This is a genomic window from Acinetobacter sp. ANC 3929, assembly GCF_000369405.1.
GTDB lineage: Bacteria > Pseudomonadota > Gammaproteobacteria > Pseudomonadales > Moraxellaceae > Acinetobacter.
Window position 1 is genome coordinate 16,433 of the sequence record NZ_KB849994.1, and the last position, 17,715, is coordinate 34,147.

The 17,715-nt window shown below is 38.9% G+C and carries 17 protein-coding genes; 10 read left to right on the plus strand and 7 right to left on the minus strand.

Annotation, left to right across the window (positions count from 1 at the left end; genetic code table 11):
• Both F909_RS19670 and F909_RS19665 read left to right on the plus strand, forming a co-directional pair.
• Positions 1-558 (plus strand): YagK/YfjJ domain-containing protein (locus F909_RS19670; protein ID WP_032877450.1); only part of this gene is annotated, 558 nt, incomplete at its 5' end.
• 1 nt (position 559) lies between these two features.
• On the plus strand, positions 560-1,489 hold the full coding sequence (locus F909_RS19665; RefSeq protein WP_004699700.1) for a hypothetical protein: 930 nt from the start codon (positions 560-562) through the stop codon (positions 1,487-1,489).
• Between the two features lie 71 nt (positions 1,490-1,560).
• Here the strand turns inward: F909_RS19665 and F909_RS19660 are convergent, their stop codons facing one another.
• Both F909_RS19660 and F909_RS19655 read right to left on the minus strand, forming a co-directional pair.
• Positions 1,561-2,070: a hypothetical protein gene (locus F909_RS19660; protein ID WP_004699703.1), complete on the minus strand. Its 510-nt coding sequence runs from the start codon at positions 2,068-2,070 to the stop codon at positions 1,561-1,563.
• Positions 2,071-2,183: 113 nt separating this feature from the next.
• Positions 2,184-3,305 (minus strand): putative periplasmic lipoprotein, encoded by a 1,122-nt coding sequence (locus F909_RS19655; protein WP_005003187.1) that lies wholly within the window; start codon positions 3,303-3,305, stop codon positions 2,184-2,186.
• 800 nt (positions 3,306-4,105) lie between these two features.
• On the opposite strand from F909_RS19655, the gene F909_RS19650 reads away from it, so the two are divergent.
• The 4 genes from F909_RS19650 to F909_RS19635 all read left to right on the plus strand — a co-directional run bounded on the left by F909_RS19650 (position 4,106) and on the right by F909_RS19635 (position 7,862).
• The gene (locus F909_RS19650) at positions 4,106-4,423 is read left to right on the plus strand and encodes a hypothetical protein (protein ID WP_004801552.1); all 318 of its coding nucleotides are present in this window, start codon (positions 4,106-4,108) and stop codon (positions 4,421-4,423) included.
• 63 nt (positions 4,424-4,486) lie between these two features.
• Complete coding sequence (locus F909_RS19645) at positions 4,487-5,542, plus strand: DUF932 domain-containing protein (protein WP_004801549.1); 1,056 nt, start codon at positions 4,487-4,489, stop codon at positions 5,540-5,542.
• 146 nt (positions 5,543-5,688) lie between these two features.
• A complete protein-coding gene (locus tag F909_RS19640; protein ID WP_004801545.1) occupies positions 5,689-6,816 on the plus strand; it encodes a YqaJ viral recombinase family nuclease in 1,128 nt (375 codons plus the stop codon).
• 146 nt (positions 6,817-6,962) lie between these two features.
• Positions 6,963-7,862 carry a recombination directionality factor gene (locus F909_RS19635; protein WP_004801544.1) on the plus strand — a complete coding sequence of 300 codons (900 nt, stop codon included), beginning with the start codon at positions 6,963-6,965 and terminating at the stop codon, positions 7,860-7,862.
• A gap of 103 nt (positions 7,863-7,965) precedes the next feature.
• Here F909_RS19635 and F909_RS19630 read toward each other — a convergent pair whose 3' ends face one another.
• The 3 genes from F909_RS19630 to F909_RS19620 all read right to left on the minus strand — a co-directional run bounded on the left by F909_RS19630 (position 7,966) and on the right by F909_RS19620 (position 9,579).
• Complete coding sequence (locus F909_RS19630; protein ID WP_004722342.1) at positions 7,966-8,235, minus strand: hypothetical protein; 270 nt, start codon at positions 8,233-8,235, stop codon at positions 7,966-7,968.
• A gap of 14 nt (positions 8,236-8,249) precedes the next feature.
• Positions 8,250-9,131: a copper resistance D family protein gene (locus F909_RS19625; protein ID WP_004801541.1), complete on the minus strand. Its 882-nt coding sequence runs from the start codon at positions 9,129-9,131 to the stop codon at positions 8,250-8,252.
• A gap of 67 nt (positions 9,132-9,198) precedes the next feature.
• Positions 9,199-9,579, minus strand: a complete 381-nt coding sequence (locus tag F909_RS19620) for a copper resistance CopC family protein (protein WP_004722340.1) — start codon at positions 9,577-9,579, stop codon at positions 9,199-9,201.
• 281 nt (positions 9,580-9,860) lie between these two features.
• On the opposite strand from F909_RS19620, the gene F909_RS19615 reads away from it, so the two are divergent.
• Positions 9,861-12,224, plus strand: coding sequence for a heavy metal translocating P-type ATPase (locus F909_RS19615; RefSeq protein ID WP_005144782.1), 2,364 nt, complete (start codon positions 9,861-9,863; stop codon positions 12,222-12,224).
• A gap of 78 nt (positions 12,225-12,302) precedes the next feature.
• On the opposite strand, the gene F909_RS19610 is transcribed toward F909_RS19615, so the two are convergent.
• Together F909_RS19610 and F909_RS19605 are read right to left on the minus strand one after the other, a co-directional pair.
• Positions 12,303-13,679, minus strand: coding sequence for a heavy metal sensor histidine kinase (locus F909_RS19610; protein WP_004801537.1), 1,377 nt, complete (start codon positions 13,677-13,679; stop codon positions 12,303-12,305).
• Positions 13,669-14,352, minus strand: a complete 684-nt coding sequence (locus F909_RS19605) for a heavy metal response regulator transcription factor (protein ID WP_004722337.1) — start codon at positions 14,350-14,352, stop codon at positions 13,669-13,671. Before F909_RS19605 ends, F909_RS19610 begins: the two co-directional genes overlap by 11 nt.
• Positions 14,353-14,502: 150 nt before the next feature.
• Between F909_RS19605 and F909_RS19600 the strand changes: the two genes are divergently transcribed.
• From F909_RS19600 to F909_RS19590, 3 genes are all read left to right on the plus strand, one after another.
• Positions 14,503-14,853 (plus strand): hypothetical protein, encoded by a 351-nt coding sequence (locus F909_RS19600; RefSeq protein ID WP_004801531.1) that lies wholly within the window; start codon positions 14,503-14,505, stop codon positions 14,851-14,853.
• Between the two features lie 89 nt (positions 14,854-14,942).
• A complete protein-coding gene (locus F909_RS19595) occupies positions 14,943-16,823 on the plus strand; it encodes a copper resistance system multicopper oxidase (protein WP_005003194.1) in 1,881 nt (626 codons plus the stop codon).
• Positions 16,810-17,694 carry a copper resistance protein B gene (locus F909_RS19590; RefSeq protein ID WP_004801527.1) on the plus strand — a complete coding sequence of 295 codons (885 nt, stop codon included), beginning with the start codon at positions 16,810-16,812 and terminating at the stop codon, positions 17,692-17,694. Before F909_RS19595 ends, F909_RS19590 begins: the two co-directional genes overlap by 14 nt.
• The last annotated feature ends 21 nt before the right edge of the window (positions 17,695-17,715 follow it).

Sequence of the window (17,715 nt, forward strand, 5' to 3'; positions counted from 1 at the left end):
ATTGCTCGTGTCGATTTTCGTTATGGAAAAACACAAAACCCTGAACTTGCCCAAGTCAAAGCAGATTTAATCACATGCCTTCGTTATTTAAAGCGTACTTCAAATTTACGTATATTGGGCTATCTATGGAAATTGGAATTTGCCGAAAAAACGGGCTATCACTACCACTGTTTTTTCTTTCTCGATGGTCGTAAACACTCACAGGACATTAAGTTAGCACAACAGATTGGTGAGGTCTGGAAAAGAGTGATTGGTGATGAGGGGACTTACTATAATTGCAATATTGATGCTCACAATGGCAAATACAAAGATGTCGGTATTGGCACCTTACATCGCAGTGATAAACAAAAATACGAGTATTTGATTAAAGCCATCCGTTATATAACCAAAAGAGACCAATTCATTGTGCATAAAAGGATTAAGCAGGATGAAGAGAATGAGCAAAACCTTAGAAATGATAAAGCCTACTTCATACGTGTATTTGGTAAAAATATTGCTAAGGATGTTGCGATAAAAATGGGTAAATCTCTTAAAAATACTGGTCAAAAGGAGGCATGAAATGACTCATTATTCAGCGACTCCTCAAGCACACTATATACCGCAGACACCAATTATCCCATTCATGCTGGATGTTAATACTCATTTGTTCTTAGGACAGAGTATTCAAAATGCAGCTCAAATTGAAAATGGGAAACTAGCGGTTATGGATAAACGATCACCCAAATGTTTGGATAAGAATTATCGTATATTTTTAAATTCTCTACCTTGGCTGCATTATCACCGTTTGGTATTACATGGATTTCAACTAAATCCTTATTGGGCTGCAATCTTTGATACAGTAGGCTTTTCTCATTACGGTAATATGAATTACCTTGTAGAGAATGCAGAGCTTATTCATGATCAATTTAAACATAAGTTTCTGAAACGACGGATTGCACTGGAATATACAAAATTTATTGAACCAATTAATGAAAGTATTAAATTCCAAAAGGCATTGTTTAAACGTTGTCTAGACAAACATAAGCAGATCAATTGTATGATCTATGATTTACCTTGTATGTTTACTATTCCCTTACAATTTGATGCCGAAGTTAAATTACCAAAACTTGCTAGTAAATGGCTGGAAAGATTACATCAATCCGAAGAATTAGCTGGCAAGCTGTATGATGTGCAATGGCGTATTGTGAAATCACTGAATGGATTTTATTCAGTCCATGCCATCATTTATGTGATTGGTGATGAGTGTAAATATTCTGATTTTATCTTACGGGTATGGAGAGGGGCTTGTTTACACAAGGGACATGAGCTTGTGCAAGGATCACCTTATTTGGTTTGGGAAAAACACTGTTACTTTGCGGACAGTGATATGCGTAGCTACTGGAGTAAACAGCTTGAGTTTCTAAATGGCCCCCTCAAACTTTATCGGTATATGAGTCAGCATATTTCCTATTTATGGCAAAGCTATACAGGGAATATCCCTGCTAAGTAAACTTTTCAAATATAAGGCGCTTTGATTAGAACGCCTTTTTTATGCTTGTATAAATCGCTGTGATTAAATCTCTAAAAATTATAGGTATAGGTCAAACCACTGTTGGTGGTGATGGTCACTTCACGGACATATTCAGCGGAACAGCCCAAGTAGACTTTTGCCACTGAGCCATAGCGCATATTTTGGTAATCGTAAGTGCCTTTGCTTCTGCAATTACCACGGTTGATTAAAACCCCTGTGATGGTGGTTGGCGCATCGTTCAAGGACATGATGTTTAACAAATCGGTATAGCCTGTCATGGAGTATTGTGATTCTTCACGACGGACACGGACTTCAAATTGTTCTTGTACAGTGGGTTCAGTCCCTTCCTCAGCATTATATGACTCATCTTCCAGAAAGGATTTATCAACGGCTGGAAAATCATCTTCAGATTGAGGCGGAGTTTCAGTCGCATCAGCAGTGCTATGCTCACTTGTTTGAGTTGGGGTATCCTTTGGTTTTGGTGCATCGTTACCTGAATTACACGCAGTTAAAGTCAGTAGCAACACACTGGATAAAACAATCGATGGAATAAAATTCATTACACATGCCTATATTTAATCGAATATTGTGATCTACAGGGTTGGGTGAAAGCCCAACTCTGTGTATTTAATTGTTTGGTCAATCAATTTTTTACTTTTTATAAAAGTGGGAATTACTCATCGATCTTTTTAAATACCTTTTCGATCGGCGTGTAGTTTTCCAAGCTAAAATCAAAAGGAATTGGCTTTTTCAGTGTCACATCAAATTGCTTTAATCGAGCATTTTCTATGCCGTTGAAATGTTTGCGTTGAAAGGACATGGTGCTCGGTTCAAGGATGGCAATCGGTTCATTCGCAGAATCAGCTTGAGTGTTGTTGGCCTGATAAATGACTAAGCTCTCTAATTCCAATTTATGATTATTGAAGTTAAAAATGTAACCGACATACTTCTGTCCACCAGCCGTAATAATATTTTGTGCTAACTCTGGCGTGGATGGGGCTGTGAAATTCACAATAAGATCAGATGCGAAATTCATATTCTCAAAATGTAATTGTTTCGAATCAGCATCGTAATAAACAAAATTATCAATCGGACCATTTGGTCGATCATTCGGTGTATAGCTGCTTGGCATAAACAGACTTTGACCAGACGTAGCATTTAAACTGAGTTCTAAAAGCTTCAAGTCATAATTTAGATGGGCATTTTTAGTATCCAACTCATTTTGAAGTGTCTGAATACGTTGTTGATATTGTTCTGTACTCTCAAATTGATCTTTTTGTGGTGGAGTCACCTGCATTGTCGATCTTATATAATTGATTGCCGTATCATGCGCTGCACGCAAAGAATAGTCATCACCTAAAGCAAAAGTGAATGCAGGAAACTGTTGATCAGTATGTCCGATCACTAAAACTTGATTGTTTTTTAAAGCCAGCACATTTCTTAAATCATTGAGAATGGACTGGAAATACACGCAGTTTGCACAATAATCTGCAACATCGTCATTTTCAGCAAACATCTGCAATCCATAGATGGTTTTATACGGTGGATAAAAGGAAAAATACCCCTCATCTTTGATGAGTTCCTGAAAGTCTTCTCCAGTCTTTGTTAGCGGAGGTGTAATTTTATTGCGAGCGATAATCAAAGGAGAAGAAACAGCCTGTGCAGGGACAGCATCATTCAATGACATGTTTTCAATCTTTTGAGATAGTTCTTTATTCTCTACATCATCTTGTTGTGGTTTTGAGCAGCCGACCAACGCAAGGCTGGTGAGCAGCGCAATTGAAATGTATTTCATCCTATTATTTTCCCCATCCAATATTTTTTAAGTTTTTAAAAATGAATTATGAAATTGCCTGTAATTTCAAATACATTTTGCTTGGCTGTCATAGGCTCTAGCGATGCTGTTACTGAGCACAATAAGGACAACCAAAATAAGCTGTGCGATGAATTTCATGATTTTTATCCAGCACAAAACACCACTGACCAAAATGGATGCAGCAGTTAATTGATGCCTTGAGTCAATCAGGACACAGTGAAAGCGTGTGATAAATGAATTGGAATAAAATGCCTGAGAGGCAGAGAAAGTGCAGGGGAATAATAAAGCACAGTAAATTGCGTCATGGTTGACTCCTAGATGAATTAGAAGTTCTACCGAATCACTGTCAATTGATTATGGTGGCAGAACGAAAAGGGGTTGACAGACTGGACATCTAGAACCAGCACGCGCGAACGCGTCCCCCTCCCGTTCTACCGCAAAGGGGGACGAGAAGGTTTTTACACATACAAAGAATACTCAGATGAATAAACTCCGATGCGCTAGATGAGCGGTCTGTCAAAACCGACTGACAATGTAGGTCAGCCCTTGCATCATAATCGCTGCTAAAAAACAGGTCAATTGATCTGTTTAATCATCATTCAAAAATTGCCTAAAACTGATGAAAAAAAACGCATTCTAAAAAAATACAAATACATAGCATCTAATTGAGAACAGTGTTTCTCCATTTGAGATAGCACCAATACATGCTTCAGCTACATTGCAATCATTTTGCCTGCTTCCCCAGCAGGTTTTTTTATTCATTTACAGGAAATACCACAATGAGTTTGCCATGTCCTTATTGCCAGTCCCGAGAGACGGTACTGCTTGAATCAACCCAACATTTACCCAGTACCTCAACCAATAACCCCATTTCCAATAGTGTGATGTCACCGATGGCACTTGCCACATTAGGAGTGAGTGTTTCCAAAAGCCTGAATATTCCTCCAATTGCAGGTGCAATCGTTGGGGTACTGATTGGCGGTATCTGGATGTTGATCACTGAAGATGAACAGCAACAACCGCTTCACCCAACTTATCGCAAACAGTATTACTGCAACAACTGTGACCGCAGCTTTAGCCCGAATTTACGCAATTAAGTATTTAGCAAAATTTAAATCGAACCCTTTTACCCATTCAAAATCGATACAGGAATTATTCTTATGGCACATTTAGTTGAAACTATGGCATTCACTGGACAAACCCCTTGGCATGGGTTAGGCAATGAACTCACACCAAACCAACCCATCGAGGTTTGGGCACAACAAGCAGGCATGGACTGGCGGATAGAATCCTCGGATGTCAATTACATGGCACAGAATGAACGTGGACAAAGCATCATCATGCCTTTTGAAGAACAACGAGTGCTTTACCGTTCAGATACGCATGCACCTTTATCCGTGGTCAGCCAACGCTTTCAAGAAGTCCAACCGATGGAAATCCTACACTTCTACAAAGACCTGACGGAGCAATCAGGCTTTGAACTGGAAACCGCAGGGGTACTGAAAGGTGGCAAGAAATTCTGGGCATTAGCCAAGACTGGACAGACTTCAGCACTCAAGGGTAAGGATGTGAGTAATGGCTATATTCTACTAGCGACGGCTTGTGATGGCACTCTAGCAACCACTGCACAGTTCACCAGTATCCGGGTGGTATGTAACAATACTTTGGCAATTGCTCTCAAAGGACAAAATACCAGTGCAGGTGTGGTTAAAGTCCCACACAGCACTCGTTTCGATGCTGAGAAAGTTAAACAACAGTTGGGTATTTCAGTCCGTGCATGGGATGAACACATGTATGAAATGAAACAACTGAGCCAGCGTAAGGTAACTCAGCAGGAAGCAGCAGCCTTCTTTGATGCGGTGTTTAACAATACCAACCTAACTATGGCTGAACAAGATGAAAGCATCATTCAGTTCTATCGAAATGCTGCTATGCCAAACCAAGGCATCAACACCCCAACCAAAGCGGACAATAAAACCGAGCCAAATGGACGTGCCATGTCGAAAGTCATGACCATGTTTAACGGACATGGACGTGGTGCAGAACTGAGTTCAGCCAAGGATACCGCTTATGGATTATTGTGCAGCATCACCGAGTTCTGTGACCATGAACGTCGAGCGATGAGTACCGATCATCGACTCGATTCAGCATGGTTTGGTGCAGGGGCTGCCATTAAACAGCGTGGTCTGGAACAGGCATTGAGAATGATTGCCTAAATTCAGTTTCAATTAAGCCAGCTCCATTAGCCTAAGCATACAGTAACACCGTACAAGCACAGCAACACCTTTAGCCGCACCCTCATGCGGCTTTTTTATGCCCAAAATTCAGCTTTTACGATTTTATCGATACAGGAATAATTGCAATGAATAGTCATACTCAAATTCAAAACACGCTAAATAACCCACCACTACAACCCTATTTACCGAATCTAAATCAATCCATTCAGCAGATTGAGGTGGGAACCCGAACCAAACGAGATCGACCGAATACGCAACCACGAAAGACCAAAGCCCTTACAGCAAAAAGACTTGCCAACACCAAACAGATGAACTATCAACAATGGTTAGAAGTCAGAAAACAGGGTATTGGCAGCAGTGATGCAGCAACGGCCTGTGGACTGAATCCCTATATGTCGATGCTGGAACTGTGGATGATCAAGACAGGGCGGATGCAACAAAACATCGAGGATGAAAGTGCAGGTTACGCACCCTTGTACTGGGGAAAAAAGCTAGAACCTTTGGTGGCTGAATACTACAGCATGCACACCAATCATAAAGTCCGTCGAGTTAATGCAGTATTGCAACACCCTGATGAAGACAAACAGTTTATGTTGGCGAACTTGGATTATGCTGTAGTCGGTAATGAAGAAGTGCAAATTTTGGAATGTAAAACCGTGGGGGAATATGGCGCAAAACTATGGCGAGATGGCGTGCCTTTATATGTGCTGTGTCAGGTACAGCATCAATTGGCAGTGACAGGTAAACAGGCAGCGCATATTTGTGCCTTGATCTGTGGGCATGAAACCAAAATCTATAAAGTGACTCGTAATGAAACTGTGATTCAGCACATCATTAATGCGGAACGTCATTTCTGGCAATGTGTCGAAACAGGTATTCCACCCAGTGTAGATGCTTCGGATTCAGCAGCTAAAGCCTTGCAACAACTTTATCCTGAACAGATTCCATTAACAGTAGAAGACCTGACCCAAAATGAACAAGCTAATTATTTGTTTAATCAGTTACTAGAGGAGCGACATAAAGTTGAACAACACCAGCAGTATTTTGATGAACTGAAACATCAACTACAAATGATGATGAAAGAAGCAGAGCGAGCGGTATTTACAGGTGGTTCAGTCACATGGAAGAAATCACAAGACTCAATCAGCCTAGACAGTAAATCATTGCTTAAACAGCATCCTGAATACCTACAGCAATTTCCCCAAACCAAAGCAGGAACACGACGCTTTCAGATTTATCCGAATGGTGGATAGGGCTGATACCCAAGTAACCCATTTCAATTTAACTAACACCCCAACCAACTGATCCCATACCCCAAACAAGTATGGGATTTTTTATGCCCAAAATTTATTTATCCAAATTTAAACGCCATTTCAACATCTATATAGAGTACATCATCATGATTAAAGGTTTAGCTATTACCCCACCTGTGTTGGGGCGTATCAGTATCGGCAAAATTGTCGAAAAGAATGGAAAACGTCTGCCTGAAAAAGATGATCAATTTACCATTACCAGCCAAATCCAAAATAAAGATGGGTGGGTCAAACATCCACTGGATGAGCAACTACGTGCCAAAGCGCCCAATCAGAACCAAAAGCTGAGAAGCATTCCAGTCCGCATGATCTTCAATGATCCCGATCTCAACTTAAGAGCAGAGTACAGCCTATTTGACCGCCAAACTGGACGTTTAATCTGTTCAGGCAATGGCGAAAGCTGTCAGCGACTCGGTCAAAATGGCATTGAACAACATCCTTGTCCATCCCCTGATTTATGTCCATTGGCACAGGGTGGATTATGCAAGCCCTATGGCAGACTCTACGTCAACTTAGATGAATCAGATGAGTTTGGTACTTTCATCTTTAGAACCACAGGCTTTAACAGCATCCGCACTTTGGCAGCTCGACTTCGTTACTATCACGCAGCATCGGGTGACTTACTTTCTTGTTTGCCATTGCAATTGACCTTGCGAGGTAAAAGCACCACACAAAGTTACCGTACCCCGATCTACTACGTGGATCTGACTTTACGTGATGGCACAAACCTGAAAGATGCGATTAGTTCAGCCAAACAGATGGATGAACAAAGTAAGACAGCAGGGTTCTATCAGGAGGCTTTGGATCATGTGGCACGGCAGGGTTATGGTAATGCCTGCTTTGAGGTGGGAGGTGAAGAGGGTTTGGATATAGTGGAGGAGTTTTACAGCGTTGAATCTCAAACAGAGCATCAGCAAACGCATGATCTCACTCATGTTCAAGATATTCAGAAAGGCTTACAGCAGTCGGTTCAAGCTCTGAATTAAATACTGTTGGGGGCTAAGAAGCCCCCAACAGTAATATTGCTACTATTTTTTATTAAAAAATTTGAACTACTTATTGAATCAATAAACATTACTTAAGTATCGTTTATTTGGAGGGCGGTAGTACGTTAGGCTTTTGTAACATTAATCCATTTATAACTTTTTGTTGTCTACTATCTTCATTACGTAGTTGTTTATCTTTAGAATGATGGTCTTTATTCTCTTCGACTTTGGTGTCGCCATGATTATGATCAGTGATATTACGTAATTCGGTATCATCTAAGGAGCGAATCGTTTTTGAAGTGCTAGGTTCAGCCCATGATGTCGTATTCAAAAAAATGAAAAATAATAAATTGTACTTCATCCATGAAGTCATAGCGTGATCCTTTTTTACTCAATACCGACTACAGTGGTGATATAACCAGTGGCTAAAAGAATTGATAGACCTAATGACATCTCAAATAAAATGGCATAGCCCAATTGTTTCGCAAATTTCGGGTCTTGTAAGCGAGGTGTGAAATACCATTTGTTAAAGGCTGCTAACAATAAAATACTTAGGACAAATAATATTTTAATAATAAATCCATGCCCATAAGGTGTATTGATTAGAGTATTAAAATCTTTAAAGAGTAATAAAGCAATACTAAGACCACAAGCGATGAGTATTCCTACAATAAAGGCTGCTATTTGCCCAAATAGATGCATACGTTCTTTAAGTGGTAAGCCATTAATTTTTTTGCTTGTTTTCCATAATGGATAAAGCGACCCCATCCATAAGGACATTACAAGTACATGTATTGATAACAAAGCTTGAGCGAATAAGGGTAAATTCGTGACGTGTCCGAGTTGTGAAAAACTTAAAACGATTGGTGTGAGCAGTATGGTAAAGATTGCTCCTTCAGTTTTGGAAATATCAATCGTCCCTTTACTAAGTTTGACTATCATAAATATGAGTAAAAGTGCAAAACTGATTGATCGAATGATAGAGACATGTCCAGTAGGAGTATTGACTAGTATATTTATATAGTTGCTATCCCACATACCTGAAAGGCCAGTGTTGGCAAAACTTCCTATAAGAATGAAGAAGCCGAGAACACTTGAAAAAAGGCCTAAACCTGTACCAATAGTCATGTATTTTAGAATAGTCTCCTTGATTTCAACATAACGTCCAAGTAAGAAATAGCAGAAAGCACCGCCAATAACAAATGCAATCCCTAAATATAAAATGACTTTAACCAACCATGTTGCATATATCCAAGTCTCAGGAATCATATTTTTCTCCCTTTATTATAGCAACATGCCAGCAAGCTGCTGGCATGTTGACTATTTTCACTCATTGTTATTTTGCCGATTTAATAGTGAAATTATATTCACCATTCATGTTATGGCCATCGGTACCCATTGTGGTCCAAACCACCGTATATTTTCCTTTTTTTAGTTTTGGAACCGCTACGTCAAATGATTTTTTCATATCATGAGTTATTTGGTAGTTCAAAGGGATATCCTTACGTTGGGCATCAAGTAACTTAACGTTCATTAGCATGACTTCTTCACCAAAATTGAGTGTTATGTTTTTTGGTTGACTTGCTACAGAAGCATTGATCGCAGGAATTGCACTTTCAAGTTTCACGTGTGCAAATGCACTTGAAGCAGTAACAATCAGTGTTGCACCTACGAGAGTGTTACGTAGAGCTGACATTTTATTTTTGAAAATTTTCATTTCTTCATCCTCTTTAAACTAATCTTGGGCTCAGTAATGACCGAATGAAATGCATCAATTGGTTGCTTGGTCATCACCTTTCTCATGCTTATTATTAAAGGATGAGAGAAACATCCCGATGACTTCAAAATTACATTTTTGTCATTTTAAAAATTAAAAAACCACAAGTGGTACACTGGCTTTAAAGAAAACAATGATCACTAAACAAACTAATAAGAGGGAGTCTATTTCCATCTTAATGAAATTATTAATTTAAAAAATTAAATATGAAGGAGGCTTTTATGGACCATCATCATGAAAACAAAGTACTCAATAACAGACTTACTGACCCTGTCTGTGGTATGACAGTTACAGAAGCATCCAAGTTTTATGAAGAAGTTAAAAATAGAACTTTTTACTTTTGTAGTGAGAAATGCCACATAAAGTTTAAAAGTGATCCTCATTTTTATATTACTAAAGTTGAGAATGTAGTTACGTTAAAAGAACCACAAAAGAGGGATGGTGAGGATTCAAATGAAGTTAATCAGCCTGCTCATGTTAATACCTTCACGATATACACTTGTCCAATGCATCCTGAAATTAGACAGAACCATGCGGGAAATTGTCCGATCTGTGGTATGTCGTTAGAGCCTTTACTTCCTGACTTAGATGACGCTGATGAAAACCCAGAACTCAAGAATTTTAAGCATAGATTTTGGTGGACCTTACCGCTAACCATTATTGTAGTTTTCTTAGCAATGTTTGGTCATCAATTGAACTGGTTCGAAATGCAGGTGCAAAGCTGGATGGAACTGGTACTGACTTTACCAATTGTTTTGTGGGCAGGAATGCCATTTTTTGTGAGATGTTGGCAGTCAATCTGGAATCGGAGTCCAAATATGTGGACCTTGATTGGAATAGGTACAGGAGCTGCTTTTATATACAGCCTTGTTGGAACAATAGTACCTCAAGTATTTCCAGACTCATTTGTATCTATGGGGCGTGTTGCTGTGTATTTTGAGGCGACCGCAGCGATTATTTCTCTCACATTGTTAGGTCAAGTGCTAGAGTTAAAAGCACGTTCCCAAACTTCAGCGGCAATTAAATCCCTACTTGGGCTAGCACCTAAAACAGCAAGAAAAATCAGTGTTGATGGTATAGAAGAAGATATTCCACTATCTCATGTACACGTAGGCGATTTATTACGGATACGCCCCGGTGAAAAAGTTCCTGTTGATGGAGTCATTACAGAAGGTTCAAGCTCTGTAGATGAATCGATGTTAACTGGTGAACCTGTGCCAGTTACAAAACGTGTGGGTGATCAAGTCATTGGTGCAACAATGAACATGAATGGTTCATTGGTGATGCGATCAGAAAAAGTTGGATCATCAACCGTACTTTCTCAAATCGTGCAAATGGTTGCTCAGGCTCAACGTTCAAAAGCACCTATGCAGCGGATGGCGGATCATGTTGCAGGACGATTTGTTATGGGGGTTATAGGTATTGCTGTTCTAACTTTTTTGGGGTGGGGGCTATTCGGACCTGAACCTAGTTGGGTTTATGGATTAATCAATGCAGTAGCTGTTTTAATCATCGCATGCCCATGTGCTTTGGGATTAGCTACGCCAATGTCAATTATGGTAGCAACAGGGCGAGGTGCATCAAATGGAGTACTTTTTCGAGACGCTGCCGCAATAGAGAATCTACGTAAAATTGATACATTGATTATTGATAAAACAGGAACTTTGACAGAAGGACAACCATCATTCAATAAAGTAGTAGCCACTTCAGGATATGAAAAGAATGAAGTCCTCCGTTTAGCTGCGAGTTTAGATCAGGGCAGTGAGCATCCTTTAGCAAATGCAATTGTACGTGCCGCCCGTGAGCGAAATCTTACTTTAAGTAAACCTACTTCATTTGAATCAGGTTCAGGTATTGGTGTTAATGGAGAGATAAACGGACAAAAATTAGCGCTAGGCAATACGGCACTGATGAAGCAATTAGGGATATCTGTTAACACTCTTATTCCACAAGCAGAGGTATTAAGAGCTGAAGGTGCCAGTGTTATGTATTTGGCAGCCGATGGAAAACTGCTAGGTCTTCTGGCAGTTTCAGATCCAATCAAAGCAAGCACTCCAGAGGCCCTTTTATCGTTGGAAGACTCAGGTTTAAGAATCATCATGGCAACAGGTGATGGGCTAACTACAGCAAAATCAGTTGGGGCTAAGTTAGGAATTAGTGAGGTTTATGGTGAGGTTAAACCTGCTGATAAATTAGATTTGGTCACAAAATTGCAAAAAGAAGGGAGAATTGTTGCTATGGCTGGTGATGGAATTAATGATGCACCAGCCTTGGCTCAAGCTGATATTGGAATCGCAATGGGCACGGGTACTGATGTAGCAATGAATAGTGCCCAAGTTACATTAGTAAAAGGTGACTTACGTGGTATTGAAATTGCTCGTTCTTTATCAGAGGCAACTGTTAAAAATATGAAACAAAACTTGATGTTTGCTTTCCTCTATAATGGATTAGGTATCCCTTTGGCTGCTGGTGTACTGTATCCATTTACTGGCTGGTTACTCTCGCCTATGATTGCTGCATTAGCAATGAGCCTAAGCTCAGCATCGGTAATTGGTAATGCCTTACGATTACGTCATCAAAAATAATCACGACTTACCACTCATTAGCGTAAGTTAATGAGTGGTAAGCATCATTAGAATGAGTGCTTAATAACCGAGATATCACTAATTTTTAAAGATAATTTTAAAAGAAATATGTCCCTCGTTATAAGTCGCTTGAATGGAAGCTCCATGCACATCAAGAATAGATTTGGTAATTGCTAAACCAAGGCCAGTACCTTCTTCAACTCTCTGTCTAGATACATCTGTTCGATAAAAACGATCGAATAACCGATTAAGTTGTTCTGATGATAGTGGGGAGCTTTCATTTTCAATGATGAATGTTGTTGTATCAAAGTTTTGTTGGCATGTGATTTTGATGACCGAATCTGATTTGCCATATTTAATTGCATTCGATAACAAATTACTTAAAGCGCGGCGTAGCATTAAAGGATCACCTTTTATACTACCTGAACCACTCTGTTCGAGTGACATTCCCTTTTCAGCAGCGATAGCATCATAAAAATCAAATAATGCTGAAACTTCTTTAACTAAATTAACCTGTTGTAGGTTAGGTAAATGTAGACCATGTTCTGCTTTTGCCAAAAATAGCATATCAGAGACCATGCGAGCTAAATGCTCAAACTCTTCTAAATTTGAAAATAGAACTTCCTGATAAGTATTAATATTTCGACTACGAGATAAACATACTTGAGTTTGAGTCATCAAATTGTTAATAGGTGTTCTTATTTCATGAGCAAGATCAGATGAAAAATCTGAAAGTTTTTCTACTGCGGCTTCTAGCCGATCTAACATATCATTAAAAGCGACAGCCAGTGATTTAAGTTCGGTTGGAGTATTTTCGACTTCTAAACGTTCAGAAAGATGTTGGGCTGAGATACCCTCTGCTACTTTTGCCATTTGTTGTACTGGACGTAGCCCTCGCCATGCTGCGAACCACCCTAAGAACATTAAACAAATTGTACCCACAAATCCAATGTATAAAAGTTGACGTCTAAAGTCATTTAAGAAATGTAGATGCTCAGAGGTATCGATTCCAACAATAATCTGAGCTGATATAAACGAGTCATTATGATCAAAAGTCTTTTTATAAATTAAGCCACGATAAGTCTTATTTTTAATTTTCCATTCAAGCCATGGATCTTGTTTTGATTTGTTGAGTGCTTGGGGATGAATTACTGATGGTGCTGAGCTAAAAATAACTTGACCTGTTGGACGTTCAATCTGAACAATCAGATCGTGATGTCCAATTAAGGCATCTTTTAAATATAAATTTAGTTCTTGAGAGTTAGATGGGTTCTGTTCAAGTAGATTCTCTATAAGTTGAATTTTGCCTTCTAATTGAGTTCGGTCTTGAGCTTCAAAATGATGCATTACGAGCTTGTGAATAACCAACCCCATAATCATTAAGATGATAACAGTAGAAAGAGAAAAGATGATTGCTATACGAAAGCTGATTGCATTAAACAATTTACGAGTCATCTTCTACCTCTAAAACATACCCCATTCCACGTATGTTCTGTATCAGCTTTGGGCTAAAATTACTGTCAATTTTACTGCGCAAACGTTTGATAGCGACTTCTACAACGTTGGTATCACTATCAAAATTCATGTCCCATATTTGAGAGGCAATGAGCGTACGAGGTAATATCTCACCACGTCTACGCATAAATAATTCCATCAGCGCGAATTCTTTAGCTGTTAAGTCAATACGTTGCCCAGCGCGAGTGACGCGGCGTTTACGAAGATCAAGTTCAAGATCAGCAATTGTAATAAGGTTACTATCTTCTTTTTGTTGTCCCCGTCGGAGTAAGCTTTTAATTCGTGCTAATAACTCAGCAAAAGCAAAAGGCTTGACTAGATAATCATCAGCACCTAAATCCAAGCCTTTCACACGATCTTCAATTTGATCACGTGCTGAAAGAAAAAGAATAGGCATAGTTTTGCCACTTTTTCGGATATCATAAATGATATCCCAACCATCTAGCTTTGGAAGCATCACATCTAAAATGATGAGGTCATATTCTTCGGAAAGCGCTTGATGTTTACCAGATAATCCATCCGTTACCCAATCCGTTATATACCCAGCTTCAGATAGACCTTGTTTAAGGTAGTCACCGGTTTTTTGTTCATCTTCAACTAGTAAGATTCTCATTGATAAAAATCCCATATCACTCATTAAGAACATAATAACGTTATAAATACGTGATTCGTTGTAGATTACAAAAATGTCATTTTCATGTCACATAGATGTTTAGTGAAGGCCTTTAAGGTATTTACATAAAGTTAATTTTTGGAGCAAAACATGAAAACTCTATTCAGCCGTAGCTTAACCACTCTTATGTGTGTTGGTACTTTAATTGTAGGAACTCAGTCTTGGGCAGCAGATGTGAAACAAGGAACTACAGTTGTGTCTGAAATTAAAGCCGATTCAAAGACGCAAGAGAAATGTCAAAAACCTTGTAATATGAAGAATGATGATAAAACCCAACAGGATCATAGTCAGCATGAGCATGGTAACATGACGGATATGTCTCAGATGGATCATTCTAAGATGATGAATATGGGGCAATCTAAAATGAGTAATATGGATAATTCCAGTATGATGAACATGGACCACTCAAAGATGAACATGTCAAATACATCAAATAAATAACAAATACGATAAATGAAAGATCGGGGGAAATTAAAGCGAATAATAGGTTTGCTTGATTCTCCCATCCTTATATTAGATAGGTGAAATAAATGTCTACAAAATTAACGCATGTCCTTTTAATAGGAGTCGGTTTATTTTCATCAACTTGGGTTGTGGCAGCAGTTAAAGAATATGATTTAACAATCGCTGAGCAAACGGTGAATATCACAGGTAAGCCTTTAAAACGAATTACGGTTAATGGGAAATTTGTTGCACCTCTTCTTGAGTTTGAGGAAGGTGATGATGCTATTATTCGTGTCCATAACAAGCTAAAAAAACAAGATTCTTCTATTCATTGGCACGGGTTAATTCTACCGGGCATCATGGATGGCGTACCCGGATTTAATCAGTTTGACGGTATTGCCCCTAATAAGACCTACGAATATAAGTTTAAGGTACGCCAAAATGGTACCTATTGGTATCATTCGCATAGTAAAGGTCAAGAACAAGAGGGCTTGTATGGTCCGTTAGTCATTTACCCCAAAAATAGGACACCTTTAACTGTAGCTGAGAAAACAGATAAGGATTATGTCGTATTACTTTCAGATTTTCATGATTCAACTAGTGATAAAATCATGAATAATCTAAAGAAAGAAGCTGACTATTATCAGAACCGTCGTGAAACTGTTTTTGATGTTTTTAAACAAATTAAAAAAGATGGTTTAAAAGCAACATGGCAAGACCGTTCGATGTGGAACCAGATGCGAATGCTCAAGACAGATATGTCTGATGTGACAAAATATACTTTTTTGATGAATGGTAAGACTCCAGAACAAAATTGGACTGGTAATTTTAAGACGGGTGAAAAAGTACGTCTTCGGTTTATTAATGCCTCAGCAATGTCATTCTTTGACGTCAGAATCCCTAACTTGAAAATGACGGTAGTCAGTGCAGATGGGCAACCAGTGAAACCTGTTCCGGTTGATGAATTCAGAATAGGGACGGCTGAAACGTATGATGTTATTGTAGAACCCAAACAATCAAATTATCAAATTGAAGCAGAATCAATTGATAGGAGTGGTTTTTCAGTTGGTTCCTTACATGATGAGAATACTCCTCCAATAAATCAAATCAAAATGCCGAAGTCACGTCCTCGTTCTTTATTAACTATGGAAGATATGGGGATGGGGCATGATATGTCTTCTATGGCGGGCATGAATCACGACATGTCTTCAATGAAAGGCATGGATCATGATATGTCGCCTATGACAGACAGCTCAAAAGATCAGTCAATGTCTGGAATGAACCATGACATGTCTTCAATGAAAGGCATGGATCACGATATGTCGTCTATGACAGACAGCTCAAAAGATCAATCTATGTCAGGTATGAACCATGGCATGCAAATGACTACATCTAATGCACCTACACAAGAAAAGAATGGTGATGTTGTATATGGCTGGGCAAATGCTTCAACACCTGTTGGTCAAAAAGCACTTCAATATAGTGACTTACAATCTTTAAAGCCTCAACCAGATACTCGTGCCCCTGAACGTGAAATGGAAATCCGTCTTGGTGGGAACATGGAGCGCTATATTTGGACAATTAATGGTAAGAAGTTTAATGAAACAGAACCATTCAAAGTGAAATACGGGGAACGTATACGCTTGAAATTTGTGAATGACAGTATGATGGCTCACCCAATGCACTTGCACGGTATGTTTATGCAGCTTGAAAATGGTCAAGATCCAAGTAATATGCCAAATAAACACACGATCATTGTGCCACCGGGGAAAACAGTTACAACTTTACTTACTGCTGATGAATTGGGTGAATGGGCTATCCACTGCCATTTGTTATATCACATGGCAGCTGGAATGATGAACAAACTCATTGTGGCAAATGTAGATAGCAATGATGATGATACGAAAAGTATCGTTGCCCAACCTCAAACTAGCCATGAGGGAGTGAATCAACATGCACATCACTAAACAGTTATATTCAAAAACAATTTTATCTGTTGCTTTAATTGGCTTAGCGGGTATGGCATTTGCGAATGATAATTCGACTGAAAATCTAAATAAGAGTACGTCAAGTATGAGTGTGCTTTTACGCGAATCAGGCGGATTAGGCTATGTTGAACGTAATACTGATCAAAAGTCTTCAAACAGCAAAGGGTCTGAAACTTTAGCTTTTAGCCAAAATCATATGAACGAGCATGGTGGGCAAATTTATCAGACAACTAAATTTTCCAATGAGTGGATAGTTGATAAAGATGGAAAGGGCAGCTTAGGTTCGAGTTTCGAGGCATTGATTGGAACAGATGAAAATCGAATGTTTGTTGAAGCTAATATGAATAAAGCGGAGAGTAATGATCCCAAATATGATGTATCAGCTCTTTACAGTAGAAATGTTGCACCATTTTGGGATGTACAAGCTGGGGTAAGGTATAGTGAGGACAAAAATAACCGTAATAGTAATCGCATTGATGGCGTTATTGGATTATTAGGCCTTGCACCTTATTTCTTTGAGACAAAAGCCTACCTTTATGGTGGTGAAAATAATTTTTGGGGAGCCAGTTTTGAGTTTGATCGAGATCTATTACTCACTCAAAAGCTAATTACTCAGCCATATATTGCAGCAGATATTGTGTTTAATGATAATTCTGATTTTGCTACAAAGTCAGGTTTGTCTGAGTTAAAGACAGGTCTAAAAACTCGTTACGAGATTAATAAGCGTATAAGACCATTTGTTGATGTCGCTTATCAATATGAAAAAGGACAGAAATTAACAACTTTTCAAGAAGCTACAAATTCTGAAAAGGGGTGGTTATACGGGGCAGGTATTGAATTAGTTTTCTAAATATTTTATTAAGAATGAATA